At 47.1% G+C, this 20,244-nt stretch carries 17 protein-coding genes; 4 read left to right on the forward strand and 13 right to left on the reverse strand.

Annotated features, from left to right (window positions below; all coding sequences use genetic code 11):
• Positions 1-168: 168 nt before the first annotated feature.
• On the reverse strand, positions 169-2,709 hold the full coding sequence (locus AY633_RS03830) for an Ig-like domain-containing protein (RefSeq protein WP_068486642.1): 2,541 nt from the start codon (positions 2,707-2,709) through the stop codon (positions 169-171).
• 567 nt (positions 2,710-3,276) lie between these two features.
• Between AY633_RS03830 and AY633_RS03835 the strand changes: the two genes are divergently transcribed.
• Positions 3,277-4,101 carry an aldo/keto reductase gene (locus AY633_RS03835; protein ID WP_068486644.1) on the forward strand — a complete coding sequence of 275 codons (825 nt, stop codon included), beginning with the start codon at positions 3,277-3,279 and terminating at the stop codon, positions 4,099-4,101.
• Positions 4,102-4,252: 151 nt separating this feature from the next.
• Here the strand turns inward: AY633_RS03835 and AY633_RS03840 are convergent, their stop codons facing one another.
• From AY633_RS03840 to AY633_RS03870, 7 genes are all read right to left on the reverse strand, one after another.
• Positions 4,253-4,585 (reverse strand): winged helix-turn-helix transcriptional regulator, encoded by a 333-nt coding sequence (locus AY633_RS03840; RefSeq protein ID WP_068463644.1) that lies wholly within the window; start codon positions 4,583-4,585, stop codon positions 4,253-4,255.
• A 56-nt stretch (positions 4,586-4,641) separates the two neighbouring features.
• Positions 4,642-5,466, reverse strand: coding sequence for a Cof-type HAD-IIB family hydrolase (locus AY633_RS03845; protein ID WP_068486646.1), 825 nt, complete (start codon positions 5,464-5,466; stop codon positions 4,642-4,644).
• Between the two features lie 203 nt (positions 5,467-5,669).
• A complete protein-coding gene (gene hxlB / locus AY633_RS03850; protein ID WP_068487861.1) occupies positions 5,670-6,206 on the reverse strand; it encodes a 6-phospho-3-hexuloisomerase in 537 nt (178 codons plus the stop codon).
• Positions 6,207-6,225: 19 nt separating this feature from the next.
• Positions 6,226-6,867, reverse strand: a complete 642-nt coding sequence (gene hxlA / locus AY633_RS03855; protein ID WP_068486648.1) for a 3-hexulose-6-phosphate synthase — start codon at positions 6,865-6,867, stop codon at positions 6,226-6,228.
• 333 nt (positions 6,868-7,200) lie between these two features.
• Positions 7,201-8,406: a mannitol-1-phosphate 5-dehydrogenase gene (locus tag AY633_RS03860; RefSeq protein ID WP_068486650.1), complete on the reverse strand. Its 1,206-nt coding sequence runs from the start codon at positions 8,404-8,406 to the stop codon at positions 7,201-7,203.
• Between the two features lie 5 nt (positions 8,407-8,411).
• Positions 8,412-10,484, reverse strand: a complete 2,073-nt coding sequence (locus AY633_RS03865; RefSeq protein ID WP_068486652.1) for a BglG family transcription antiterminator — start codon at positions 10,482-10,484, stop codon at positions 8,412-8,414.
• Positions 10,485-11,233: 749 nt separating this feature from the next.
• Positions 11,234-13,177, reverse strand: coding sequence for a PTS mannitol transporter subunit IICBA (locus AY633_RS03870; RefSeq protein WP_068486654.1), 1,944 nt, complete (start codon positions 13,175-13,177; stop codon positions 11,234-11,236).
• 341 nt (positions 13,178-13,518) lie between these two features.
• On the opposite strand from AY633_RS03870, the gene AY633_RS03875 reads away from it, so the two are divergent.
• Together AY633_RS03875 and ptsP are read left to right on the forward strand one after the other, a co-directional pair.
• Positions 13,519-13,788: a phosphocarrier protein HPr gene (locus tag AY633_RS03875; protein WP_068463656.1), complete on the forward strand. Its 270-nt coding sequence runs from the start codon at positions 13,519-13,521 to the stop codon at positions 13,786-13,788.
• Positions 13,785-15,491 (forward strand): phosphoenolpyruvate--protein phosphotransferase, encoded by a 1,707-nt coding sequence (ptsP, locus tag AY633_RS03880; RefSeq protein WP_068486656.1) that lies wholly within the window; start codon positions 13,785-13,787, stop codon positions 15,489-15,491. Before AY633_RS03875 ends, ptsP begins: the two co-directional genes overlap by 4 nt.
• Positions 15,492-15,627: 136 nt before the next feature.
• On the opposite strand, the gene AY633_RS03885 is transcribed toward ptsP, so the two are convergent.
• Complete coding sequence (locus AY633_RS03885; protein ID WP_068486658.1) at positions 15,628-15,900, reverse strand: helix-turn-helix domain-containing protein; 273 nt, start codon at positions 15,898-15,900, stop codon at positions 15,628-15,630.
• A gap of 488 nt (positions 15,901-16,388) precedes the next feature.
• On the opposite strand from AY633_RS03885, the gene AY633_RS03890 reads away from it, so the two are divergent.
• The gene (locus AY633_RS03890; RefSeq protein ID WP_068486660.1) at positions 16,389-16,685 is read left to right on the forward strand and encodes a hypothetical protein; all 297 of its coding nucleotides are present in this window, start codon (positions 16,389-16,391) and stop codon (positions 16,683-16,685) included.
• Positions 16,686-16,818: 133 nt separating this feature from the next.
• Here AY633_RS03890 and AY633_RS03895 read toward each other — a convergent pair whose 3' ends face one another.
• From AY633_RS03895 to AY633_RS03905, 4 genes are all read right to left on the reverse strand, one after another.
• Complete coding sequence (locus AY633_RS03895) at positions 16,819-17,454, reverse strand: hypothetical protein (RefSeq protein ID WP_068486662.1); 636 nt, start codon at positions 17,452-17,454, stop codon at positions 16,819-16,821.
• Between the two features lie 48 nt (positions 17,455-17,502).
• Complete coding sequence (locus tag AY633_RS03900; RefSeq protein WP_186008736.1) at positions 17,503-19,149, reverse strand: hypothetical protein; 1,647 nt, start codon at positions 19,147-19,149, stop codon at positions 17,503-17,505.
• A gap of 254 nt (positions 19,150-19,403) precedes the next feature.
• Positions 19,404-19,562: a hypothetical protein gene (locus tag AY633_RS16540; RefSeq protein WP_186008737.1), complete on the reverse strand. Its 159-nt coding sequence runs from the start codon at positions 19,560-19,562 to the stop codon at positions 19,404-19,406.
• 136 nt (positions 19,563-19,698) lie between these two features.
• Complete coding sequence (locus tag AY633_RS03905; RefSeq protein ID WP_186008738.1) at positions 19,699-19,959, reverse strand: hypothetical protein; 261 nt, start codon at positions 19,957-19,959, stop codon at positions 19,699-19,701.
• Positions 19,960-20,244 lie beyond the last annotated feature (285 nt).

A 20,244-nucleotide genomic window follows, 5' to 3' on the forward strand; every position in this document is an offset into this window, starting at 1 on the left:
CACAATCCAAACTGCTTCCTTCTCATCTGAAGGAGGCATTTTTTCGCGTTGAATTAAATTGTGTGGCGCACAGGGACGCAAACACATCACCCAATACCAAAAACCGCATCCCCCCGCCTTTTTGGCAGCGGGGATGCGGTTTGAATTGTGTGATGCACAGGGACAAAATCAATTATCCAATTCTTCATCCAATGCATCTTTGACTTCATCAGACACGGCGCCCGTTCCACCGAAGATCGTGAAGTCGGCGTAATTCGGCAAGAGCTTGTTCGTCGCATTCGGAATTTTATTCGGGCGAACGAGCAAGATTGGCGAATCGTCTTTCGCTGCCAGGACAGAGCCAGTCAGTGCATCCGGGAAGTCTCTGCCGGTCGCGATATAGGCAAGGTCCGTACCCGTCATGAGCCTCGTGGCAATTTCTGCTCCAGTTTCATAGCGGGTCTCGCCGCCGTAGCGCGTTGGATCCGGCAATTCGTCATAGACTTCTTCGCTGACTACGCCGGTTTCACCGATAACAAGCGATGAAGAGTAATCTTCCAAGGCTTGTTCTGTTTCTCCCGGCAAACGATCGGTGCGCGTCAAGAGAATCGGCACGCCATTTTTCGCAGCATAGGGAGATACAGATAGTACGTCAGGGAAGTTCAAGCCGTTCGCGACGACCACTTCATCGGAAGACAGTTCATCTGCAATCAACGCCGCTGTGTCAAAACGCGTTTCGCCGCCGATGCGTTCGATATCCAAGTCCATGTCTTCAAGCTCTTCTTCCACGGAAGCGGAGATCGCGCCTGTGCTGCCGAGAATGATGACGCGGCTTGCGCCCAAGCGTTCAATTTCCTTCTTGGTCTCGCTCTTCAAGCTATTCGTGCGAGTCAACAGGATCGGTGCATCTTCCTGGAAGGCAAGCGGCCCGCCAGCCAAAGCATCCGGGAAATTAGCGGAAGTTGCCAAGACGACTGTGTCGGACGAATCCCAGCCTTCTTGTGAAATCGCAATGGCTGTCAAGAACCGGTCTTTTCCTGAAATACGATCTGTCGTTTCCGAATCTACTTTAACGACTGTGGTTTTTGTTCGATCACTCTTATTGCCTGCCGCATCAATTGCCACAGCTGTCAAGACCGTACCGGCTGCTTGTGGGTCAATATCCAACTTAAAGCGTCCATCCGTGCCCGCTTTTCCTCTAGCAATTTCAGTCGATCCGTTATTGATGACGACCGTGCTGCCTGCCTCAGCTGTGCCGCTGATGCTCGTGGACTTGTTCGTCACTTGTTTCAAGCTTGGCGCATCCGGAGCAGTTGTATCGTCTACCGTGACCACCGTCTCATCACTGACATTGCCATCGTCATCTTCCAAAGTCACTGTGATTTCCGTTCCGGCTTCTTGTTCGGGAATGTCGACAGAGAAATTGCCGTCATCGTCGACAGTTCCGGTATACGTTCCGCCTGGCGTCTCAACGACAACTTCCGCTCCCAGCTCACCAGTTCCGGTTACTTCCGTATCGCTATCGCCGACATCATCCACTTCTGGCGCGTCTGGTGCGATGGTATCTTCAACGGAAATGACAACCGCCTCACTCGTCAGCCCTGCATCATCTGTCAAGAAGACGCCAAGTTCCGTTCCGCCCGGCTGCGCAGGGATCGCGACTTCAAAATTCCCGTCTCCGTCGACTGTGCCAGTGCCCAGCACTTCATCGTCTTTTGTGACCGTCACTTCCGTTCCTGCTTCACCAGTTCCCGTGACAGAAGTATCGCGGTCGGTCACACCATCCACAACCGGCGTTTCAGGTGCAGTTACATCACTCACCGTCACTTCTAGCGCTTCCCCTACAGGATCGCCTGAAGAAGAGTAAGCTTGTACCGTCAATACCGTACCTGCTTGTTGCTGCGGAATGTCGACTGCGTATGGGCTATTGGCGTCGCTATCGACCGTTCCTCTACCGATTTCATCCTCGCCATCAAATACACGGATTTCTGTAGCGGAGCCCCGTTTTTTAATTCCTTCGACGACCGTATCCTGATCCGTCACTGTACCTACCGACAAATCAGCGTTTTCCAAATTGTACAAGGACGCTTGAGCCCCTTCATCCGTTAGCACGAACACGTCTAATAAAGGCTCAGAAGTCGCAGCCCCGAAGAACTCCAGTTCACCTGAATCACTCACCGGCAAATCTTTGCCTAGGGCGTTCAAATCAATTGTCAGCTCAGCACTCATGGTAGACAAAGCGCTCAGATTGAGCACATCAAAACTTGCGCCTCTGACTAGACCCGTCGTTGAATCGACCTCTAAATCATCCCCGCTAATCGTGCCGCTATTCACGGGAAACAATCCCAGCAAGAGCCGCTGCTCATACTCGATCTGCGCAGCATCTTGGAAATTCGGTAACGCCAGAATCTCTTTGAAGGCTTCCGGAAGCTGGAAATTATAATATTGCTCGTTGATTACGCTGAGATCCAGTAACACCGTCCCATCGAGATCCAACGTTAAAATGCCGGTCGTCGAGTTGTAATCCGCCCGCAAATTCTGGTTTTCAAGCAAGGCGACATCCGCCAGCCCAGCTGCTTCCGCTGCGTTTTGCTGAAGCGAAACGCCATTTTTTCCGCCACTAAGTTCGGCCGAGAGCGGAGACATCGCCAACACACCCGCCATTAACGCCGCCGAAAATAGTTTTGTCTTGCCATTAAACGCTAACCTCTTTCCAGAATAACTTTTCATTCATCTTCCTCCTCTTTTTTGATGGGTCAAAAAATTAAGTTCGCATGAAATGAGTAAATTATTTCCTTTTTATTTTTACGCCCCCTTATTTGACTATATTTAACACAACTCGATAATATCTGAATATTAACACATCTATTCCTTTGCGCAATTAATACGATAAGCTCCAAAATGAGATCAAACTACAAAAAAACACATGAAAACGATAAAAAGCAGAAATTTCAGTTAATAATTATTAACATAAGCTCAAATAAACATTAAATTCAGATTATTTACAGTCCATAAGTTTGTAGCAATTGAAATTTTTGTCACTTCTTAGTAAAACTATTCATTTTCTCTTGTCTATTTGTAATATATCCCAACATTAGCAGGGTCAAAAGTATCGAGGGTCATTGAAAATTGTGTGGCGCACAGGGACAGCTAACCACCAAAACCCCGCCACACTAAGGTTTCACTACTGGAAATTGTTTGGTGCACAGGGACAATCCAAAAAACTAGCTTACATTTACTAAATTCAGGGTATTCTATAGAGGGTTATGATAAAAACACGAAAAGGAGAAATGTCCCGTGAATCATGTAACACTCAATAACAAACTAGAAATGCCTCAACTAGGCTTTGGCGTCTGGCAAGTCGACAATGACCAAGCAACGGAAGCCGTATCAACAGCACTTCAAACTGGCTATACATCGATCGATACAGCCATGATCTATAAAAACGAAGAAGGCGTCGGAAAAGCGTTGAAAGAAACTTCTGTCCCGCGTGAAAACTTGTTCATCACGACAAAAGTCTGGAATTCAGACCAAGGCTACGACAACACCTTGCGTGCATTCGACGAAAGCTTAGAGCGCCTCGGCTTGGATTATGTGGACCTCTACCTCATCCACTGGCCGACACCTGAGTTTGATAATTACGTCGAAACTTATAAAGCAATGGAAAAACTATACAAAGACGGCCGCGTCAAAGCGATCGGTGTCTGCAATTTCCAACCTGAACATTTGCAGCGTTTATTGGATGAGTGCGACGTGCCGCCAGTCCTCAACCAAATCGAATGCCATCCGTACTTGGCACAAAACGACGTCAAAGAATTCTGCGCGCAGCATGATATCTTTGTCGAAGCATGGAGCCCGCTCGATCAAGGCGGCGAAGTACTGAAAGACGAAGTGATTCAAAAAATCGCTGAAGCGCACAAGAAATCCCCAGCCCAAATCGTCTTGCGCTGGCACTTGCAAAACAACACAATCGTTATTCCGAAATCCGTCACACCATCGCGGATCGAAGAAAACTTCAATGTCTTCGATTTCGAATTAAGCGAAGAAGACATGAACCAAATCAACGGACTCGACAAAAACCGCCGCAAAGGCGCACACCCGAACGAAATGAATGTCCGTTAAACTGCTGGACATCAAAAAAGCCCGTTCCTCCCCTGGAACGGGCTTTTTTCTGCTCAAATTGTGTGGCGCACAGGGACGCGCGGACAGCCGAATGCCGCCGTGCCGGGCATTTCCCCTGCCGAATTGTGTGATGCACAGGGACATCAACCAGCTACAAATTCCGCTCCATGTATTCTTTTCCCCAATCATACATCGAGTCGAGAATCGGCATGAGGCTCTCGCCTTGTTCCGTCAGCGAATACTCCACTTTCGGCGGCACGACCGGGTACACTTCGCGGTGGACGATCAAATGATCTTCCAGCTCGCGCAATTGGTTGACGAGCATGCGTTGCGTGATGCCCGGGATGAGCCGTTGCAATTCACTGAAGCGCTTGGTGCCGGATTTTCCTAAATGCCACAACACGAGCATCTTCCACTTTCCGCCGATGATGGAAAGGGTTAATTCTTTTTCACAATTGAACGTCTTTTCTCCCAAATTGGGCATGTGCCACTCCTCCAACTTTGTTGCGTTTCTTCCTGGAAGTTCCGCAGTGCTACCGGTTAGTTCGCCGTATCAGCCGCTGATGCGCGAGGTTCCAAAATAAATTTATTGAGCACATGCAGCACGCCTTCTTCGTTATTCGATAGGCTGGTGTAATCTGCGAGCTCTTTTAATTCGTCGACGGCATTGCCCATCGCGACGCCGAAGCCTGCTGCTTTCACCAAATCCATGTCATTGAAATTATCGCCAATGCCGATCACTTCTGAACGGTCAATGCCTAGCTCTTCAGCTAAGAATGTCAAAGCGCTGCCCTTGTTCGCTTCTGGATGCGTCACTTCGAGGTAGCGCTTTTTCGATTTCTCGATGCACGCCGCATCCCCCAAGACAGTCTGCAATTCTTCCTGTACCGGTGCGAGCGCTTCGGGTTCGTCGATAAACAGCAATTTCGTAAAGCCGTCTTTCGCGAGCCCGAGGAGATCCGGTTCTACCGTGTACCCGATGCCGACTTCTTTGGAGTAAGCTTTCACTTGCTCGTTATCGACTGCGCTATATAGCACATTGTCCTGATAGACTTGGATATGCATTTGCTTTTCCGCTGCTAAGTGAATGCATTTTTGCGCGATCTCGTAAGACACCATGCGCTCGCGCAGCACTTCTTCGCTCGTTGCTGATCTGATGACCGCTCCTTGGTACGTAATCATCGGCGCATCAAGTCCCAGCTCCAATGCGATGCGCTGTGCGGAAGGGTACATTCTGCCCGTCGCGATCGTCACGACCACCCCGAGCTCTGCCGCTTTTCGAATCGCTTTTGCTGTATCTTTTGTGACAGCCAGCTCGTCTGTTAATAACGTTCCATCCAAATCAATCGCAATCATTTTATACATATCGTTGCTCCTTCACATCATACTTTTTTCCAGGTGCCCTTCGTTAGGGTCGCGCTTCGTCTTCCTTGCCATCCAATCTGCCTGTCACGGCAAATCTATTCCACTAATTTTGAACCTCTCAGGAAGGATTGTCCAATAAGGACGCTTGGTAATTAAAATAAGCTTGAGACGGAATCGTTCCCAGTCCCAAGCTTATGTCCATGCTATTCCAAATTGGCGTGCGTGCCGAACATCGCATCAGCCGTAATCTCGTGCTCTTCCATATAGGCCAATACGAGCGCGTCATACACGACCAACAGCGATTGCTCGAACAGCGAGCCCATCGGCTGGATGGATTTGCCGCTCGCGCCGTCCGCTTTGGCTTGCGCCGGAATGGTGAGGTGAAGCTTGGCAATTTGGCCAATCGATGACGCCGGATTGGTCGTGATTGCTGCGACCGTGGCACCGATTTTATCTGCTTTCTCCGTCATCGCCAGCAAGCTCGCCGTTTCCCCGGAACCCGAACCGACGATAAACAAATCGTTTTCCAATAAACTCGGAGTCACCGTTTCGCCCACTACATAAGCATTCAAGCCCATGTGCATCATGCGCATGACGAACGCTTTAGCTATGAAACCGGAGCGCCCTCCGCCTGCGACAAAAATCTTGTCCGCTTGTCCCATAGCGGCGACCAAACGGTTTGCTTCCGCCTCGCTTACTTGTCCAAGCGCTTGCGACAATTCAGCTGAAATTTCATTCATGAAACCATTCGCGTTCACGTTATACCGTCACGCTTTCGTTCATCAGCGCCTTGATTTTCGCCGCTTCGGATTGCTTATCGTCTTTTGACGTAATGCCGCCACCAACGATGATCAAATCCGGCTGCGCTTCAATCACTTCCGGCAAAGTGTCGAGTTTGATCCCGCCAGCGATCGCCGTTTTCGCATTCTTCACGACACGTTTGATCGTGCGCAAGTCTGCGAATGAATCCTTGCCTTCCGCCTGCAAATCATAGCCCGTGTGGACGCAAATATAATCCGCACCGAGCACGTCCAGTTCCGCAGCACGCGTTTCAATGTCTTTGACAGCAATCATATCGACTAGGATTTTCTTGCCGAGTTTCTTCGCTTCTTCGACTGCGCCTTTAATGGAGGAATCCTCTGCTTGCGCGAGAATCGTGACGATATCCGCTCCTGCCTCGGCCGCGTTGCCGACTTCATATGCCGCCGCGTCCATAATTTTCACGTCCGCCAAAACTTCCAAATGCGGAAACGCCGCTTTCACTTCACGAACCGCCTTCAATCCTTCTTTATTGATGACCGGCGTGCCCAGTTCGACGATATCGATCGAGCCCTCAACTTCTTTGATCAATTCAATGGCTTGTGGAATATCGACTAAATCCAATGCGAGTTGTAATTTCATCTATAGGTCTCTCCTCGTATGCGTATTTTGATGCTTTTCCAGTGTACGGCCTGGCATCTCTCACGGGAAGTACGCACTTTATTTTCACATACTGACAAAAAGTATACTGTCACGCAAATTGTGTGGCGCACAGGGACATTCCAGCCAGCAAATGCCGCTGCAGCGGGAATCCGCTCCGCCAAATTGTGTGCTGCACAGGGACACCGCATTTTCTCCCGCCGAAATTGTGTGGCGCACAGGGACGCACAACACACCCCGACAACGCCAAAACCGCATCCCGGCGCCTTTTCGGCTTTCGGAATGCGGCTGGAATTGTGTGGTGCACAGGGACAGTTACGACTTCATCGCCCCGTACTGGCGCACGACTTCCTGCGCCAGTTCGCTATCAGCTTCTAGCCCGCTGATTTCTGTCAACACTTGCTCTGGCCCGCCTTGTGCGATCATGTCCTGGATCTTCACTGCTTCTTCGTCTTCAGCGAAGTCGAACAATAAAGCTGAAGCAATCGCTTGCGCGAGGTGCGCATACGGCAAGCCTGCTTTTTGCGCTTGCACGGCCGGGCGCACGAGGCGGTCTTCCGGTCCGAGCTTGCGGATTGGCGCGCGGCCGACGCGTGTGACGCCGTCGTTCAAATAGCTGTTTTTGAAGCGCTTGATGTTTTTATCGATATACGCCAAATGTTCGTCTTCATTGAGGCCGTATTGCTTCACGAGGTAAGCACCGGTCTCTTTCAAGGTTTCTCGCACTTGCTGCTCGATTTGAGGGTCCGCCAAAGTTTCGTCGATCGTCGTTTTGCCGGCGCGGTAGCCGAGGTAGGCGATGACCGCGTGCCCGGTGTTGACTGTGAACAGCTTACGCTCGATAAACGGCGCCAAGTCTTCGACGATGGTCATGCCGGAAACGTCTGGAATGTCTTCTGTCGTTTCCACGACCCATTCGTAATACGGTTCGACCAAGACGTCGAGCGACTGGCCTTCTTGGATCGGCACGATGCGGTCGACCGCCGAATTAAAGAAATACACCTTGCCCGCGAGCTCCGCTTTCGCTTCGTCGCTCAAATGGCTTAAAATATGGCCTTTCAAAATATCGGTCGCGCCGATTTGGTTTTCACAGGCAATGATGTATAATTTTTCCGATTCCGAACTCATATCAGATGCCACGTCCAAATCGGATACTGGCTCCAAATCCGCCCCAGTCCCAAAATTGCCTTTAACCCGCGCTTCGATTCCGCGCGCAATGAGCGGCGCGATGCGCGGCAGGATATTCGGCCCGATCGCTGTCGTCAAATACGTCGCTTGCTGGATCTTCGCGATAACCGCCTCTTCGTCTTTCATATTATTGATGCCGGACACGTTTTCCACCAAGACGCTTTCTTCTGTCTCCTGCGCCAAGTTCACGCGGTACTGGCCTTGTTCGTTTAATTGATTGATGATGTTTTCAGCCACATCCACAAAACTGACGTGGTAGCCGGATTCCGAGAACAACGCCCCGATAAACCCTCTGCCGATATTGCCTGCTCCAAAATGAATCGCTTGTTTCATTAAAATCATTCCTTCATCAAATTATTTTGTAAGTATTCATAAAACAACTCTTCTAACTTATTGCGGATGACGTCTTCATTCGACGACGAGAAAATCATCATCGAGGCTTCGCTTTCGATCAAGCTCAAACTGATCAAACTCATGATTTCCTGTTGGCGTTCGCTCAATTCCACCGGCGTCAGCATCAACAATAAATTCGTCATCTGCATCTCTTTGTCATCCATTCCCTTTACGGCAATCTGTGAATCCAAATGCACCACTTGGAACATCAATTCGCGGACCGATTCGTCCCGGCAATGAAACAGCGCCATATTGGTCCCCGGAATGCCGAGCCCGCCTTTGGTCTCGCGGTCCTGCAATTGCCGCAAGGTACTCGCGGCCTCCAATAACCCGTCTGATTCCAAACCGTCCAATACCTCCGCGAGCACTTGCCAATAATCCGTGCCGCTCATTTTCAACAAACGGAAATGATTGAGTATCGCTTCCATGCCCGTTTGCACTTGCCGGATATCCCCAAGCATTTTCCTTAGCTCCGGCCGGTGTTTAGGCATAGCCGCTTTCACATCATCTGCATGCAAATACTGTTTATTACGCGTCACTTTCTGGATATTGTGCTGCAAATAATTTTCGATGTGGCTAATGTCCTGCTCGTTCAAAAGCGGGCTCACCATCAAATAATCCACATCGGTCACCGGCAGGCGGATCGTCGAAATGACCAAATCGTAATCCTGGAAATTCGCCGTTTGGAAATCGTGGATCGCCAATATCTTCACCGTATCGATTTCCGGCAGTTCTTTTTGGATGCGGCTCGCCAGCATTTTCGACGTGCCAATGCCGGTTGGGCACACGACGACCGCGTCGATCTGTACGCGTTCTTCATTCATCAATAAAGCCGAGCCGAAATGCAGCACGATAAACGCCACTTCGTCGGCCGAAAACTCGAGGTCGTCAAACTCTGTTTCCAACGTCTGCTTGACCGCAAGAAACAACACCGGGTATTTCTTCTTGATTTCATCGGTCAGCGGATTGAACGATTCGAGCTTTTGCTTAAGCCGGAAAATGAGCGGCTCCATATGCGCGAGCAAGCCTTGATACAAGGAAAAATCCTTCGTCAAATCAACGCCAAGTTGCTCGGACACAGCGCGGATCATGTTTTTGACCAATTTCCCAAGCAGCACGCTATCGTAATACAACACATTCGAAGCCTGGATTTTCGAGCCTTTCAAGACCACCGCGAGAAACTCGATATCGCGCTCCGTAAGCTCGACGCCGAACTGTTCGTGCAAAGCTTCGCCAATTCCAGCGAGCATGTCGTATTCCGCGTTTCGCTCCGTTTGTTCCGAAGGCTCCAGCAATAAGCCGCTTTCCACCCGCTGCAGCGCTAGCGTCAAATGCACGACGAGGCCCGTATAATCGCTGTCGGCCAAGCGGACCTGTTCGTCGCTAATATGCTCGCCAACTAAGCGATTTGCCGAGGCGAGGTAATCGGGATTGAAATACCCAAGCACCCGGCCGTCCGGCGCCTTGCCCCGCTGCAAATCATACAAGCTTTCGATCAGCTCTTCGTAGAAATGAATGAGGAAATACGCAGCCAAGGCATGGCGTTTATGCGCTTCCTCCCCCGCCACTTCCACGCCGACACCGCGCTGGCGCGACAAGGTCACTGAGAATTTGCGCAGCCAGTTGCTGAGTTCATCCAAATAAGACGTCAAGGTCGTTGTGCTAATGCCGAGTTGATTCGACAGCACTTGCTTTTTAAAAAACGCGCCTTCTTCCATTAAAATGATGAGCAAACGCAGTTTTTTCTCCTCAGGCGTCGCTTCTGGCGCACTCGAAGCGGCAAGCTTCTGCATCAGCCGGTAAATTTTTTCGTTATTGCCTTCAATAAACAGCGCATCCGCTGCATTGCGCTTCATCATCAGCCCAAACGGCTCGAGCAATTTATCCACCGACTTCAAATCCCGCTGGATCGTCCGCGCACTGACATCAAGATACGCCGCCAAGGAATTGACCGTATGCTTCTCGGACATCCGCGTGACCAACTCAATAATCGATTTTTCCCTAACCGTGACAATCATCCACTCACCTGCTCCCTGGTCACCTTTTGTTGATGAAGACTTTGTAGAATCAAATAACTAGTCTTTCATAAACCGTGTTTTCCGAAGCTTACCGCACGACTCCGTGGGCTCGCGTCCAAGCCTCCTCATTCGCTACGCTTAGTGCGAAAAGACTTTGTTTCCCGCATCTGCTCCCACATCTGCATAGCAGATGCGTCGCAAATGAATGTGCTCAGCTATGCTTCACTCATTCATTTCCAAACACTCTAATATTTCACTGAACAGTTTGTTTTGAACTCTTACTCTTATGGCTAAAAGCTTTTCAACGTTATGTCTTCATTTTCTCACTACTATCTTTATTCCGCAAAGCAGCTAGCATTTTTATCAATTAGCAATTGCGCCATGTTATATCTTCTTCCCCAATATAAATTATTCACACTAAAATGAATGAGCGGAAGGCGGCGACTAATGAATAAGCGAGAGGTACTTAAGCTTGTTCATTTGCGACGCATTTGCCTGCAAATGTGGGAGCAGCAGCGTTTTAAATGATCCACGGGCAAACATCAGGCCTTGTCCGCGGGCAGCTGAAAACGCGACGTCCTGTCGCATCAGCTGCATGACCCGCATCCTGCGGGCCTAAAGCGTCCGCCCGAAGCGAGTTCCCCACTATCTTGTACTATATCTATTTCTTTATCAAAATAACCCAATGTGAATAAACCAAAGAAATAGCACAAAAAGGCAGGATCTCCCCTGCCTTTTTGCCGTGCTATTTACTTGCTGTTCAAGATGTCGAGCAGCTCTTTAGCGGATTTGGCAGCGACGAGTTCGTCGACATTCGACTGCTCGGCGCAGATGACTGCGATGCCTGAAAGGATTTCCAGGTGCGTGCCGTCTTTACCGGCGATAGCGAAGATCAACTTCGCTTTCTCTCCGTCAAAGTCTACTCCGTCCGGAACTTGGACAACCGTGAAGCCGGATTTGATGACTGATTTTTTCGCTTCTTCGGTGCCGTGCGGAATCGCGACATCATTGCCCATATAAGTCGTCGTGATTTCTTCGCGCTTCAGCATTTCGTCGACGTATGATGGCTCGACGTAGCCAGCCTTCACGAGTGCGTCGCCTGCAAAGCGGATCGCTTCTTCTTTATTGCGGAAGCGTTTATTCATGAAAATATTATCTTCCGTGAGTAGTGGCGCATCGCCTTGATCGCCAGTCGCTGCATTCGCTTCGCTATCGTCGACCAGTTCACTTTGCTGTTCGGTCACGCCGTGTTTCATGCGCTCGATCAAACGGTCGTATTCCGGGCTTGATAGGAAGTTGTCCACTGAGATGTGATACGCATCCGGGCGTTTATCTTTTGCACGCGGCGTCAATTTATCCTGCGTGATGATGATTTGCGAATCGGCAGGGATTGACGAAATCGCGCTGTTGGTGACTTTGATGTGCATGCCCGCTTCTTTTACTTTCTTACTCAAGAGCGAAGCACCCATCGCGCTCGAACCCATCCCAGCGTCGCACGCAAAGACGATTTTTTGGACATCGTCCGGGAACGTGCCTGATGCAGAAGTCGTGCCTGACGCTCCAGCGCTCGCGCCAAGTGCGCCGGCAACCGAACTTTTCTTGCCTTTCATTTCTTCCATGCGTCTTGTTGCTGCTTCGACGTCTCCATCTTCTTCCGTATCTTTGCTGCGCTTCAAGATGACAGCTGACACCAAGAACGACACAGTCGCTGCGACCAAGATCGCCGTGAAGTTTGCTACATATGCCATGCCTTCAGGCGGTGTGACCGCTGCGATGGCGAAGATACTGCCTGGTGATGCTGGGGCCATCAAGCCGCCGCCCATCAAGACGAGTGTGAAGACACCGCTCATGCCGCCAAGGATGACAGACAATAGAAGCATCGGTTTCATTAACACGTACGGGAAGTAAATCTCGTGGATCCCGCCGAAGAAGTGGATAATGACTGCCCCTGGTGCCGATTGCTTCGCGATTCCTTTTCCGAAGAACATGAACGCGAGCAAGACGCCAAGACCTGGCCCTGGGTTCGCTTCTAATAAGAAGAGAACCGAACGGCCTGCCTGCTGGACTTGTTCAAGCCCAAGCGGCGTCAAAATGCCGTGGTTGATTGCGTTGTTCAGGAATAAAATCTTACCCGGTTCGATCAAGATGCTTGTCAGTGGAAGCAAACCGGTTTCAAGCAACCAGTCAACACCTGCGACCAATACTTGCGTCAATGCGCTGACGGCTGGCCCGATGCTAAGGTAAGCAAAGATCGCCAATGCCCCGCCGAGAATACCTGCTGAGAAGTTGTTGACCAACATCTCAAAACCAGAGCGGATCCTGCCTTCGATCAAACGGTCAAATTGTTTGATGACCCAGGCACTGAGCGGCCCCATGATCATCGCGCCGAGGAACATCGGCGTATCCGGTGCCCCGACGATAACCCCCATCGTGGCGATCGCGCCAATGACGCCGCCTCGCTGGTCGTGAACAAGCTTACCACCCGTATAACCAATCAAGAGTGGAAGCAAATATGTGATCATCGGCCCGACAAGTGACGCGAAATTCTCATTCGGGAAAAATCCTGTTGGAATAAACAATGCGGTAATAAGTCCCCAAGCAATAAACGCGCCGATGTTCGGCATAACCATCGAACTGAGGAAGTTACCAAACTTCTGGACTTTCACTTTAACGCTCGACCGTTCTCGTGCCATTCCTTTCATCTCCTTTTATTGGGCCTTTGCCCATATACTTTATTTGTTAATTCTGATTATACGCTCTCCTTGTAAGCGCATTCAATCTAATGAAAAACCAACTTTGTCGCCGCTGTCCGGACAAGGCTGTCGTTTCTGCAAATTGTGCCGTGCACAGGGACGCAAACAGACAAAACCCCCGCCGTTATAAGGTTTCGGCCCAAGAAATTGTATGGCGCACAGGGACAACCAAGAAAGCTGTCGTTTTTGATCCCACCACCCCGCTATGCAATTGGGCCAGATAATGTCATAATGAAGGGTGAATTCGCTTACACAACAAGCATCCTAAGGAGGAATTATTCATGGTAGAAAAAACATTCACAATCACAGATCCAGCAGGCATGCACGCACGCCCAGCTTCAGCACTTGTAGGTTCGTTATCAAAATTCCAATCGGACATCACGATGGAATTCAAAGACAAAAAAGTCAACTTGAAATCCATCCTCGGCGTTATGTCACTGGGCGTTCCTTCTGGATCCACTGTACAAATCGCAGCTGATGGTGCAGATGAAGCAGAAGCGATGGAAACGATCGAGCGCGTACTGAACGAGCAAGGAATCTCGAACGAATGAATCGCCTCTCCGGAATCGCAGCTTCTAATGGCATCGCCATCGCCAAGGCCTTCCGCCTCGAAAATCCGGAACTGACAGTCGACAAGAAAAACGTGACGGACACCCAGGCGGAAATCGAACGCTTCAATCAAGCAGTGAAAGAATCCATTGCCGAACTCGAAGTGATCAAAAAACGCACCGCAGAAGAAATCAGCGACAAGGAAGCCGCCATTTTCGGCGCCCATTTGCTCGTCCTAGAAGACCCGGAATTGATCGGGCCGATTACCGACAAGATCAAAACCGATGGCGTCAATGCCGAGTTCGCGCTTCACGAAACCTCGACAATGTTTGTTGACATGTTCGAAGCGATGGACAATGAATACATGAAAGAACGCGCCGCCGATGTGCGTGATGTCACAAAACGTGTACTCGCCCATCTCCTCGGCGTCAAGATCCAAAACCCAAGCATGATCACCGATGAAGTCGTCGTCATTGCAGAAGATTTGACTCCTTCCGATACGGTCCAATTAAACCCGAAATTCATTAAGGGCTTTATTACCGATATCGGCGGGCGCACATCCCACTCCGCGATCCTCGCACGCACATTGGAAATCCCGGCAGTTGTCGGCGCGAAATCCGCGATGAGCACAATTGATAACGGCACCATCGTCATCATTGACGGACTCGAAGGCGACGTCCTGCTCAATCCAGACGAAGCAACACTCGCTGAGTACAAAGAAAAGCAAAGCGCATTTGCCAGCCAAAAAGCCGAATGGGCCAAGCTGAAAAACGAAGCGACCGTCACAAAAGACGGCGTGGAAGTTGAACTCGGCGCCAATATCGGCACACCGAAAGACCTCACCGGCGTTCTTGAAAACGGCGGCGAAGCAATCGGCTTGTACCGTACCGAGTTCTTGTACATGGGCCGCGACAACTTCCCGACCGAAGACGAGCAATTCGATGCCTATTCCGCTGTCTTAAAAGGCATGGAAGGCAAACCGACCGTCGTTCGTACGCTCGACATCGGCGGCGACAAAGAATTGTCGTATCTCACTTTGCCAAAAGAACTGAACCCGTTCCTAGGGCTTCGTGCCATCCGTCTTTGCCTGGAAATGCCGGACATGTTCCGCACGCAGCTTCGCGCATTACTTCGCGCGAGTGTTCACGGAAACCTGAAAATCATGTTCCCGATGATCGCCACACTCGATGAGTTCCGCCAAGCGAAAGCGCTTCTAATGGAAGAAAAAGCGAAACTCGAAGCAGAAGGCATCGACGTGAGCGATTCCATCGAAGTCGGCATCATGGTCGAGATCCCGTCGACTGCCGTCATGGCAGATACGTTCGCAAAAGAAGTCGACTTCTTCTCTATCGGCACGAACGACCTGATCCAGTACACGATGGCCGCTGACCGTATGAACGAATCGGTCTCTTATCTATACCAGCCATACAACCCAGCCATCCTGCGCCTCGTGAAGAACGTCATTGACGCGTCTCACAAAGAAGGCAAATGGACCGGCATGTGCGGCGAAATGGCCGGCGACGAAATCGCCATCCCGATTCTCCTCGGCCTCGGCCTGGACGAATTCTCGATGAGCGCTTCGTCCATCCTAAAAGCCCGCTCCCAGCTAAGCCGCCTATCAAAAGCGGACATGGAAGGGCACGTCGACCACATCTTAGGTCTTGCAACTTCAGAGGAAGTAGAAGACTACGTCAAAAACCTATAATGCCAAAAAAGCCGAGAACTCAGTTGAGTTCTCGGCTTTTTCGAATGGAATTGTGTGGTGCACAGGGACATCCAAGCGCCAGAATCCCGCTATGACGCGAATCTCATCGCACGAATTGTGTGGTGCACAGGGACAACTATACTTTTTCCTTCTTCCCTGGAATCATAATATCCATATCCAGTTCTTCTGCAATCAACCCGACCGTTTCAATAGTTGGGCTATTCAATCCTGCTTCGATCCTGCCAATGGTCGATTTCTGTAAACCTGTTCGGTCGGCCAACTGTTGTTGTGACCATCCGAGTTCTTTTCTTTTGGTTTTTATTTGAGCCGCCACATAAGCTTCTCTTTTTAGTTCTTTCACTTTCGCCGTGCCAAGAACACTTTCTGCTTTTTTCAAAAATGCATCCATATTAAAGGCTCCTTTCACCGATACTTACTGGGAATCGAAAGAGGTATTCTTCATAGATTAACTCAGCTGGCGGGATAACGTTTTTTTGCATTACTAAGTTTGTCATCTTCTATTGATAGCAAACATGCAACAAAAAATGATTCCCATTATGTCTCAAAAGCATTATTCTACGATTTTCGTCATCAAAAACAGTTTTACTCAGTTTTTTCAATTTGGGTATTACAGATGCCCCCAGCAATATAAAGCTTGTTAATATCCGATTGATATCTGGACTTATTTAGTGTATACGATGCGTTTACTTTTAAAGAAGTCATATTCGATTGAGTTATTTACTAAAATAAATGAATTTCTAAGAAAAAGAGAGTATATGAGAGATTTTAGTAGGAACTGTATAAAACCATTGTAGGAAAAAACGCCCTTTTATCGGTTTTACTAATTGAGTGATTCTAATGTATGCTAGCTTCAAATCTAAAGGAGAGTGATTGACAATGCAAAATCATCCACTTTATCAAGAATGGAATCATATATTAGTTCCTTCAAGTGCCGGACAATTAAACGGAGTTAAACGAAACTATAGAGTTTTTTATGGAACTGTACATTGGCATACTTCAGATCCAAATAATATTCATAAGGCTTGTACAGTTTTCGTACAGTATGGATCGAATAGAAACTTCGAAAAAGCATGTAAATTAAAGGAGATTAAAACTAATTATCCATGCCACATTCTAGATGAAGATCTAGATAAAATAACTAAAGCAATAAATGATTTAAAAAAACAATTTTAAAAGTGAAGCCCACGATTTAAATGGCGAACCTCTTCACTATATTATTTTTATAGATAAAGGGGTTAAGTCCATTTGAATTAGATGGGCTCGAATAAACAACTACAACGATATTAGATCAATTTCATTCATTTGCTTATTGAAACAAAGACAACTGCCGCTCCATTTGCCTATATTCTTTCCGATCTAGACTCAATTTCTTTTCACGATAACGCGGGAATAAATCCATTAAAATAAACTCCAGTTCTTCTTTAGTTAAAGTATCTATAATATTATCTTCCGCTCGCTCCCACACATCCGTATCGAAATTTCTATTTATTTTTTTATACAACGCTGCATATAACCGTCCAACATTATTTTCTTTTGTGTTTTTCAGACCGATAGTATTGATCATGTGTCTAACAGCTTTTCTATACCTTTTCATAGTACCTGCCAAATTTTCGTAAGTTACCTCATTCATTACGGGATGGTAATTCGGTTTGGAGACAACAATCCACCCTTTATTTAGATAAAATTTAGTTGCTTCCTCTTCATACCGATAGAATTCTTTACGGCTAACCTGTGTTGGGTCCAATTCTTTCAACATTATATATTCAGTTTGTTTATCAAGGTAAAGCAGGGCTCTATCTCGCTCATCTAAAAACTTCGAAGTCCTAGAAACGTGCTCAATCCAACGAATTAAAAAACAAATCTCAGTTTCTCCAACGTAAACAATGTTCAATTTTTTATTGATGATTGCGTATACGCCCGCTTTTAGCAATACACCTTCCATTCTAATCCCTCCGCCGACTTAAGCACTTTTATATCACATAAATAATCATCACTTATTAGGATCCGGCCATTTAAAATCACTGCGATAGTAATGTTTTTTTAATTTTCCCAAGTCATGTTCCCACTCAGCAATAGCATAGGAGAATTTTCTTTCTCCATTCTTTTGACCTTTTCTCAACAGAATATTATAACTAATAATCCCGACAACTTTTTTCAAACCCAGTTTAGGAACGGCGAGTTCTAATGCTTGCCATCTTTTGGCTCGCGTAACACCTGTAATCTGATATCCCAGTTTTTTTAATTCGCTCGTCTCATTCAATATTTTCTCATCGCTTAATAGATTTTCTTTTGTCGTCTTAACTTCAGTTGGCGGCCAAGCAAAGGAATCTGATTGGACTTTCACTTGTTCTTCGGGAGGTATTGTATATCTCATCTCTCCGGTCTTAATAACCAAGGGAGCAATTTGATCGCTAAATGCACGATAATCTTTGTTTGCTAAAAATGCTCGACCTCTATCTTTACTAAACCAGACGTCGATTTCTTTATATAAATAGATCTGGTTTGGTGTGCCTCTTTGGTACAAAGGCAGCTTTACGCGCTTGCGTTGTAATCCCAATGTTTGTTTCAACTTGCCATATTCGCTTGCAGTAATTATATAAACTGGCGCTTCGTGAGCTTGTACGCCACTTAGTAAACGTTGCTTGATTCGGCTATCGACTTTTTTTAAAACCATGTTCCGTTCCAAATTCGTAAAATTCTTATTTGAACGGAATGCATTTCTTGATACTCGATAGGATTCTTCCGTCACACCAGCCAGTTTAGTTGCTTGATAATACAAATCGAAATCTTTCTCGTTTTGCATACCTTGTGGGTAGAAATCTTTCACACTTTCGAGAATCCCTTGTTCACTATTAAATAAGTAGCTATACCAAAAGTAAAATTCAAAATCCTCTTCAGTAATCGTTGACAACAAGAAACTCCATTCGACAGTTATTATGTGTTCGAGAGCCTCCTTTAAAGTCTTTTCTTGCTTAAATACAAGTAGCAAGCGGAAGTAGTCCCGAATTAAATTTGATTCATTTCGATCTAATAAAGCCGTAAATATCTCTGTGTGCTTTGACCTCAACAGGTCTCGAAAAAGTTTCTCTCCATTAGTGTCGATACTCTTAATACCGTAGTTTATTGCTTGTTTAATTAAAGAATCTAATTGGCAATCAATTGTTTCAGTAGCACTTAAAATTTCCTTGCATATTATCGAGATGCGATGATTGAAATCACTTATTTTAAACTGATTTCTGTAGAGTGTAGAGTTCAATTCTTTAAGCAAATTAATTAAGGTTTTATTTTCTCTTTTATTCCAAAGCTGCTCCATAGCTGAAGCGAGATCAGCTATTTCTTGTAGATCGTTTCGTTCAAGTGTATTTCTAAACTCCATCAGATTTTCATCCTCTAGAATATTTGGATAAGAAAGCGATTGCCTTTTATTCAGCTCTATTTCTTTTGCTTGCTGTTGGATTATAAACATTAATTCTACATTTCGTGCATTACTTTCTAACACTTGTTTTTTAAGCTTTTGAATTTCCGTATTTTTCGTGTCTAATTGTTTCTCATATTCTCCTATAAGAATAGTGAGTTCACTTTCTATTAGACCCATAACTTTTTCTTTTCCAGTCATATTTTCACTTCCTGTTTTCATTAAATATTTTGAAGTTTGTTACTATATTATATACATATGATAAGAGCGCGAAAAGACACACTTAAAGTCAAGATTTCATACAAAAAATATTTTAGTGTCAACGATTTGTGGCTGAATGAGTTACACACTTCATCGTTTAGAAAGAAATCTTGTAGACTTCTTTTACTATGATAATTAGGTAACTAAAAAGCCGAGAACTCTTTAGAGTTCTCGGCTTTTTGACAATTGAATTGCGTGGCGCACAGGGACTATCCCTATATTCTCTTCAGCTTGCTGCCGACTGGCACATGCCACTGCGGCGCCAATTTCTCCAGCTTATACTGCTTATAGCCGTCGATATAGTCCTTATAAGTTTGCAAATAATTTTTAGTCGGGGTCTCCAGTGTTAATTCTTTTTTTACAGTTGTAGTCATCCGGTTCATCCTCCTCGGTTTTGGTCCTTACAAGTATTAAGTACGCGGCCACTAACTTGGTTCTTTAAACCTTGCTGGTCATGCTAAATTAAATGCATTTCTTCCCTTTCAAAAGATACAGGAAGATCTGCCATAATCACTTTGTTCGCGCTAACACATCAAGTGCATCCGTCAGCCGTTCTACAAAATCTGCCAAAGCTTCCTTCGAAGCAATCCGCAGTATGTGCTGCCCGTCATTTACTTGAGAGCTTTGCGCATAACTCGTTGGCAACAAGAGCGGATGTTCAATAAGGGCTCGTGTGAACCGAGCCACTTGCTCAACCGGAATCAAGATTTCTGCATCGTTCACACCCAATTGCTCATCTCGGTACAATTGAACGGAAACACCCCGTTCCATCGGCAAGCCAATATACAATTGAGGAGTTTTTGCTCTCCCGTTTTAGGAATGACACACTCCTCAGTCTGCAAGGGCGCTGTCGCTGCTGCATCCATCTGCCTTTTAATCTTGTCGCTTGGTGAAATCACCTGTTGCATGTTCATCATGCCAACCATACCCCCGCTCGATTTGATTAATTGCCAGTACCGGCTTTTTCCAATCATCCCATGAGCCCAAAACCCTGAAACTGCTTTTGCCATCACCAATTAATACTTTAATATCAATTAATTATCTCTAAAGCAATTT

The organism is Planococcus maritimus (assembly GCF_001592825.1).
In the GTDB taxonomy this organism is placed as follows: domain Bacteria; phylum Bacillota; class Bacilli; order Bacillales_A; family Planococcaceae; genus Planococcus; species Planococcus maritimus_C.

Coding starts and splice junctions, on each gene's coding strand:
- AY633_RS03840 (WP_068463644.1), bottom strand. CDS start 4,585: ATGCCCAATTTGGGAGAAAAGACGTTCAATTGTGAAAAAGAATTAACC.
- AY633_RS03890 (WP_068486660.1), top strand. CDS start 16,389: ATGCAAAATCATCCACTTTATCAAGAATGGAATCATATATTAGTTCCT.
- AY633_RS03900 (WP_186008736.1), bottom strand. CDS start 19,149: ATGAAAACAGGAAGTGAAAATATGACTGGAAAAGAAAAAGTTATGGGT.
- AY633_RS03875 (WP_068463656.1), top strand. CDS start 13,519: ATGGTAGAAAAAACATTCACAATCACAGATCCAGCAGGCATGCACGCA.
- AY633_RS03870 (WP_068486654.1), bottom strand. CDS start 13,177: ATGGCACGAGAACGGTCGAGCGTTAAAGTGAAAGTCCAGAAGTTTGGT.
- AY633_RS03865 (WP_068486652.1), bottom strand. CDS start 10,484: ATGATTGTCACGGTTAGGGAAAAATCGATTATTGAGTTGGTCACGCGG.
- hxlA (WP_068486648.1), bottom strand. CDS start 6,867: ATGAAATTACAACTCGCATTGGATTTAGTCGATATTCCACAAGCCATT.
- AY633_RS03895 (WP_068486662.1), bottom strand. CDS start 17,454: ATGGAAGGTGTATTGCTAAAAGCGGGCGTATACGCAATCATCAATAAA.
- ptsP (WP_068486656.1), top strand. CDS start 13,785: ATGAATCGCCTCTCCGGAATCGCAGCTTCTAATGGCATCGCCATCGCC.
- AY633_RS03845 (WP_068486646.1), bottom strand. CDS start 5,466: ATGTATAAAATGATTGCGATTGATTTGGATGGAACGTTATTAACAGAC.
- AY633_RS03885 (WP_068486658.1), bottom strand. CDS start 15,900: ATGGATGCATTTTTGAAAAAAGCAGAAAGTGTTCTTGGCACGGCGAAA.
- AY633_RS16540 (WP_186008737.1), bottom strand. CDS start 19,562: ATGACTACAACTGTAAAAAAAGAATTAACACTGGAGACCCCGACTAAA.
- AY633_RS03905 (WP_186008738.1), bottom strand. CDS start 19,959: ATGGAACGGGGTGTTTCCGTTCAATTGTACCGAGATGAGCAATTGGGT.
- AY633_RS03860 (WP_068486650.1), bottom strand. CDS start 8,406: ATGAAACAAGCGATTCATTTTGGAGCAGGCAATATCGGCAGAGGGTTT.
- AY633_RS03830 (WP_068486642.1), bottom strand. CDS start 2,709: ATGAAAAGTTATTCTGGAAAGAGGTTAGCGTTTAATGGCAAGACAAAA.
- hxlB (WP_068487861.1), bottom strand. CDS start 6,206: ATGAATGAAATTTCAGCTGAATTGTCGCAAGCGCTTGGACAAGTAAGC.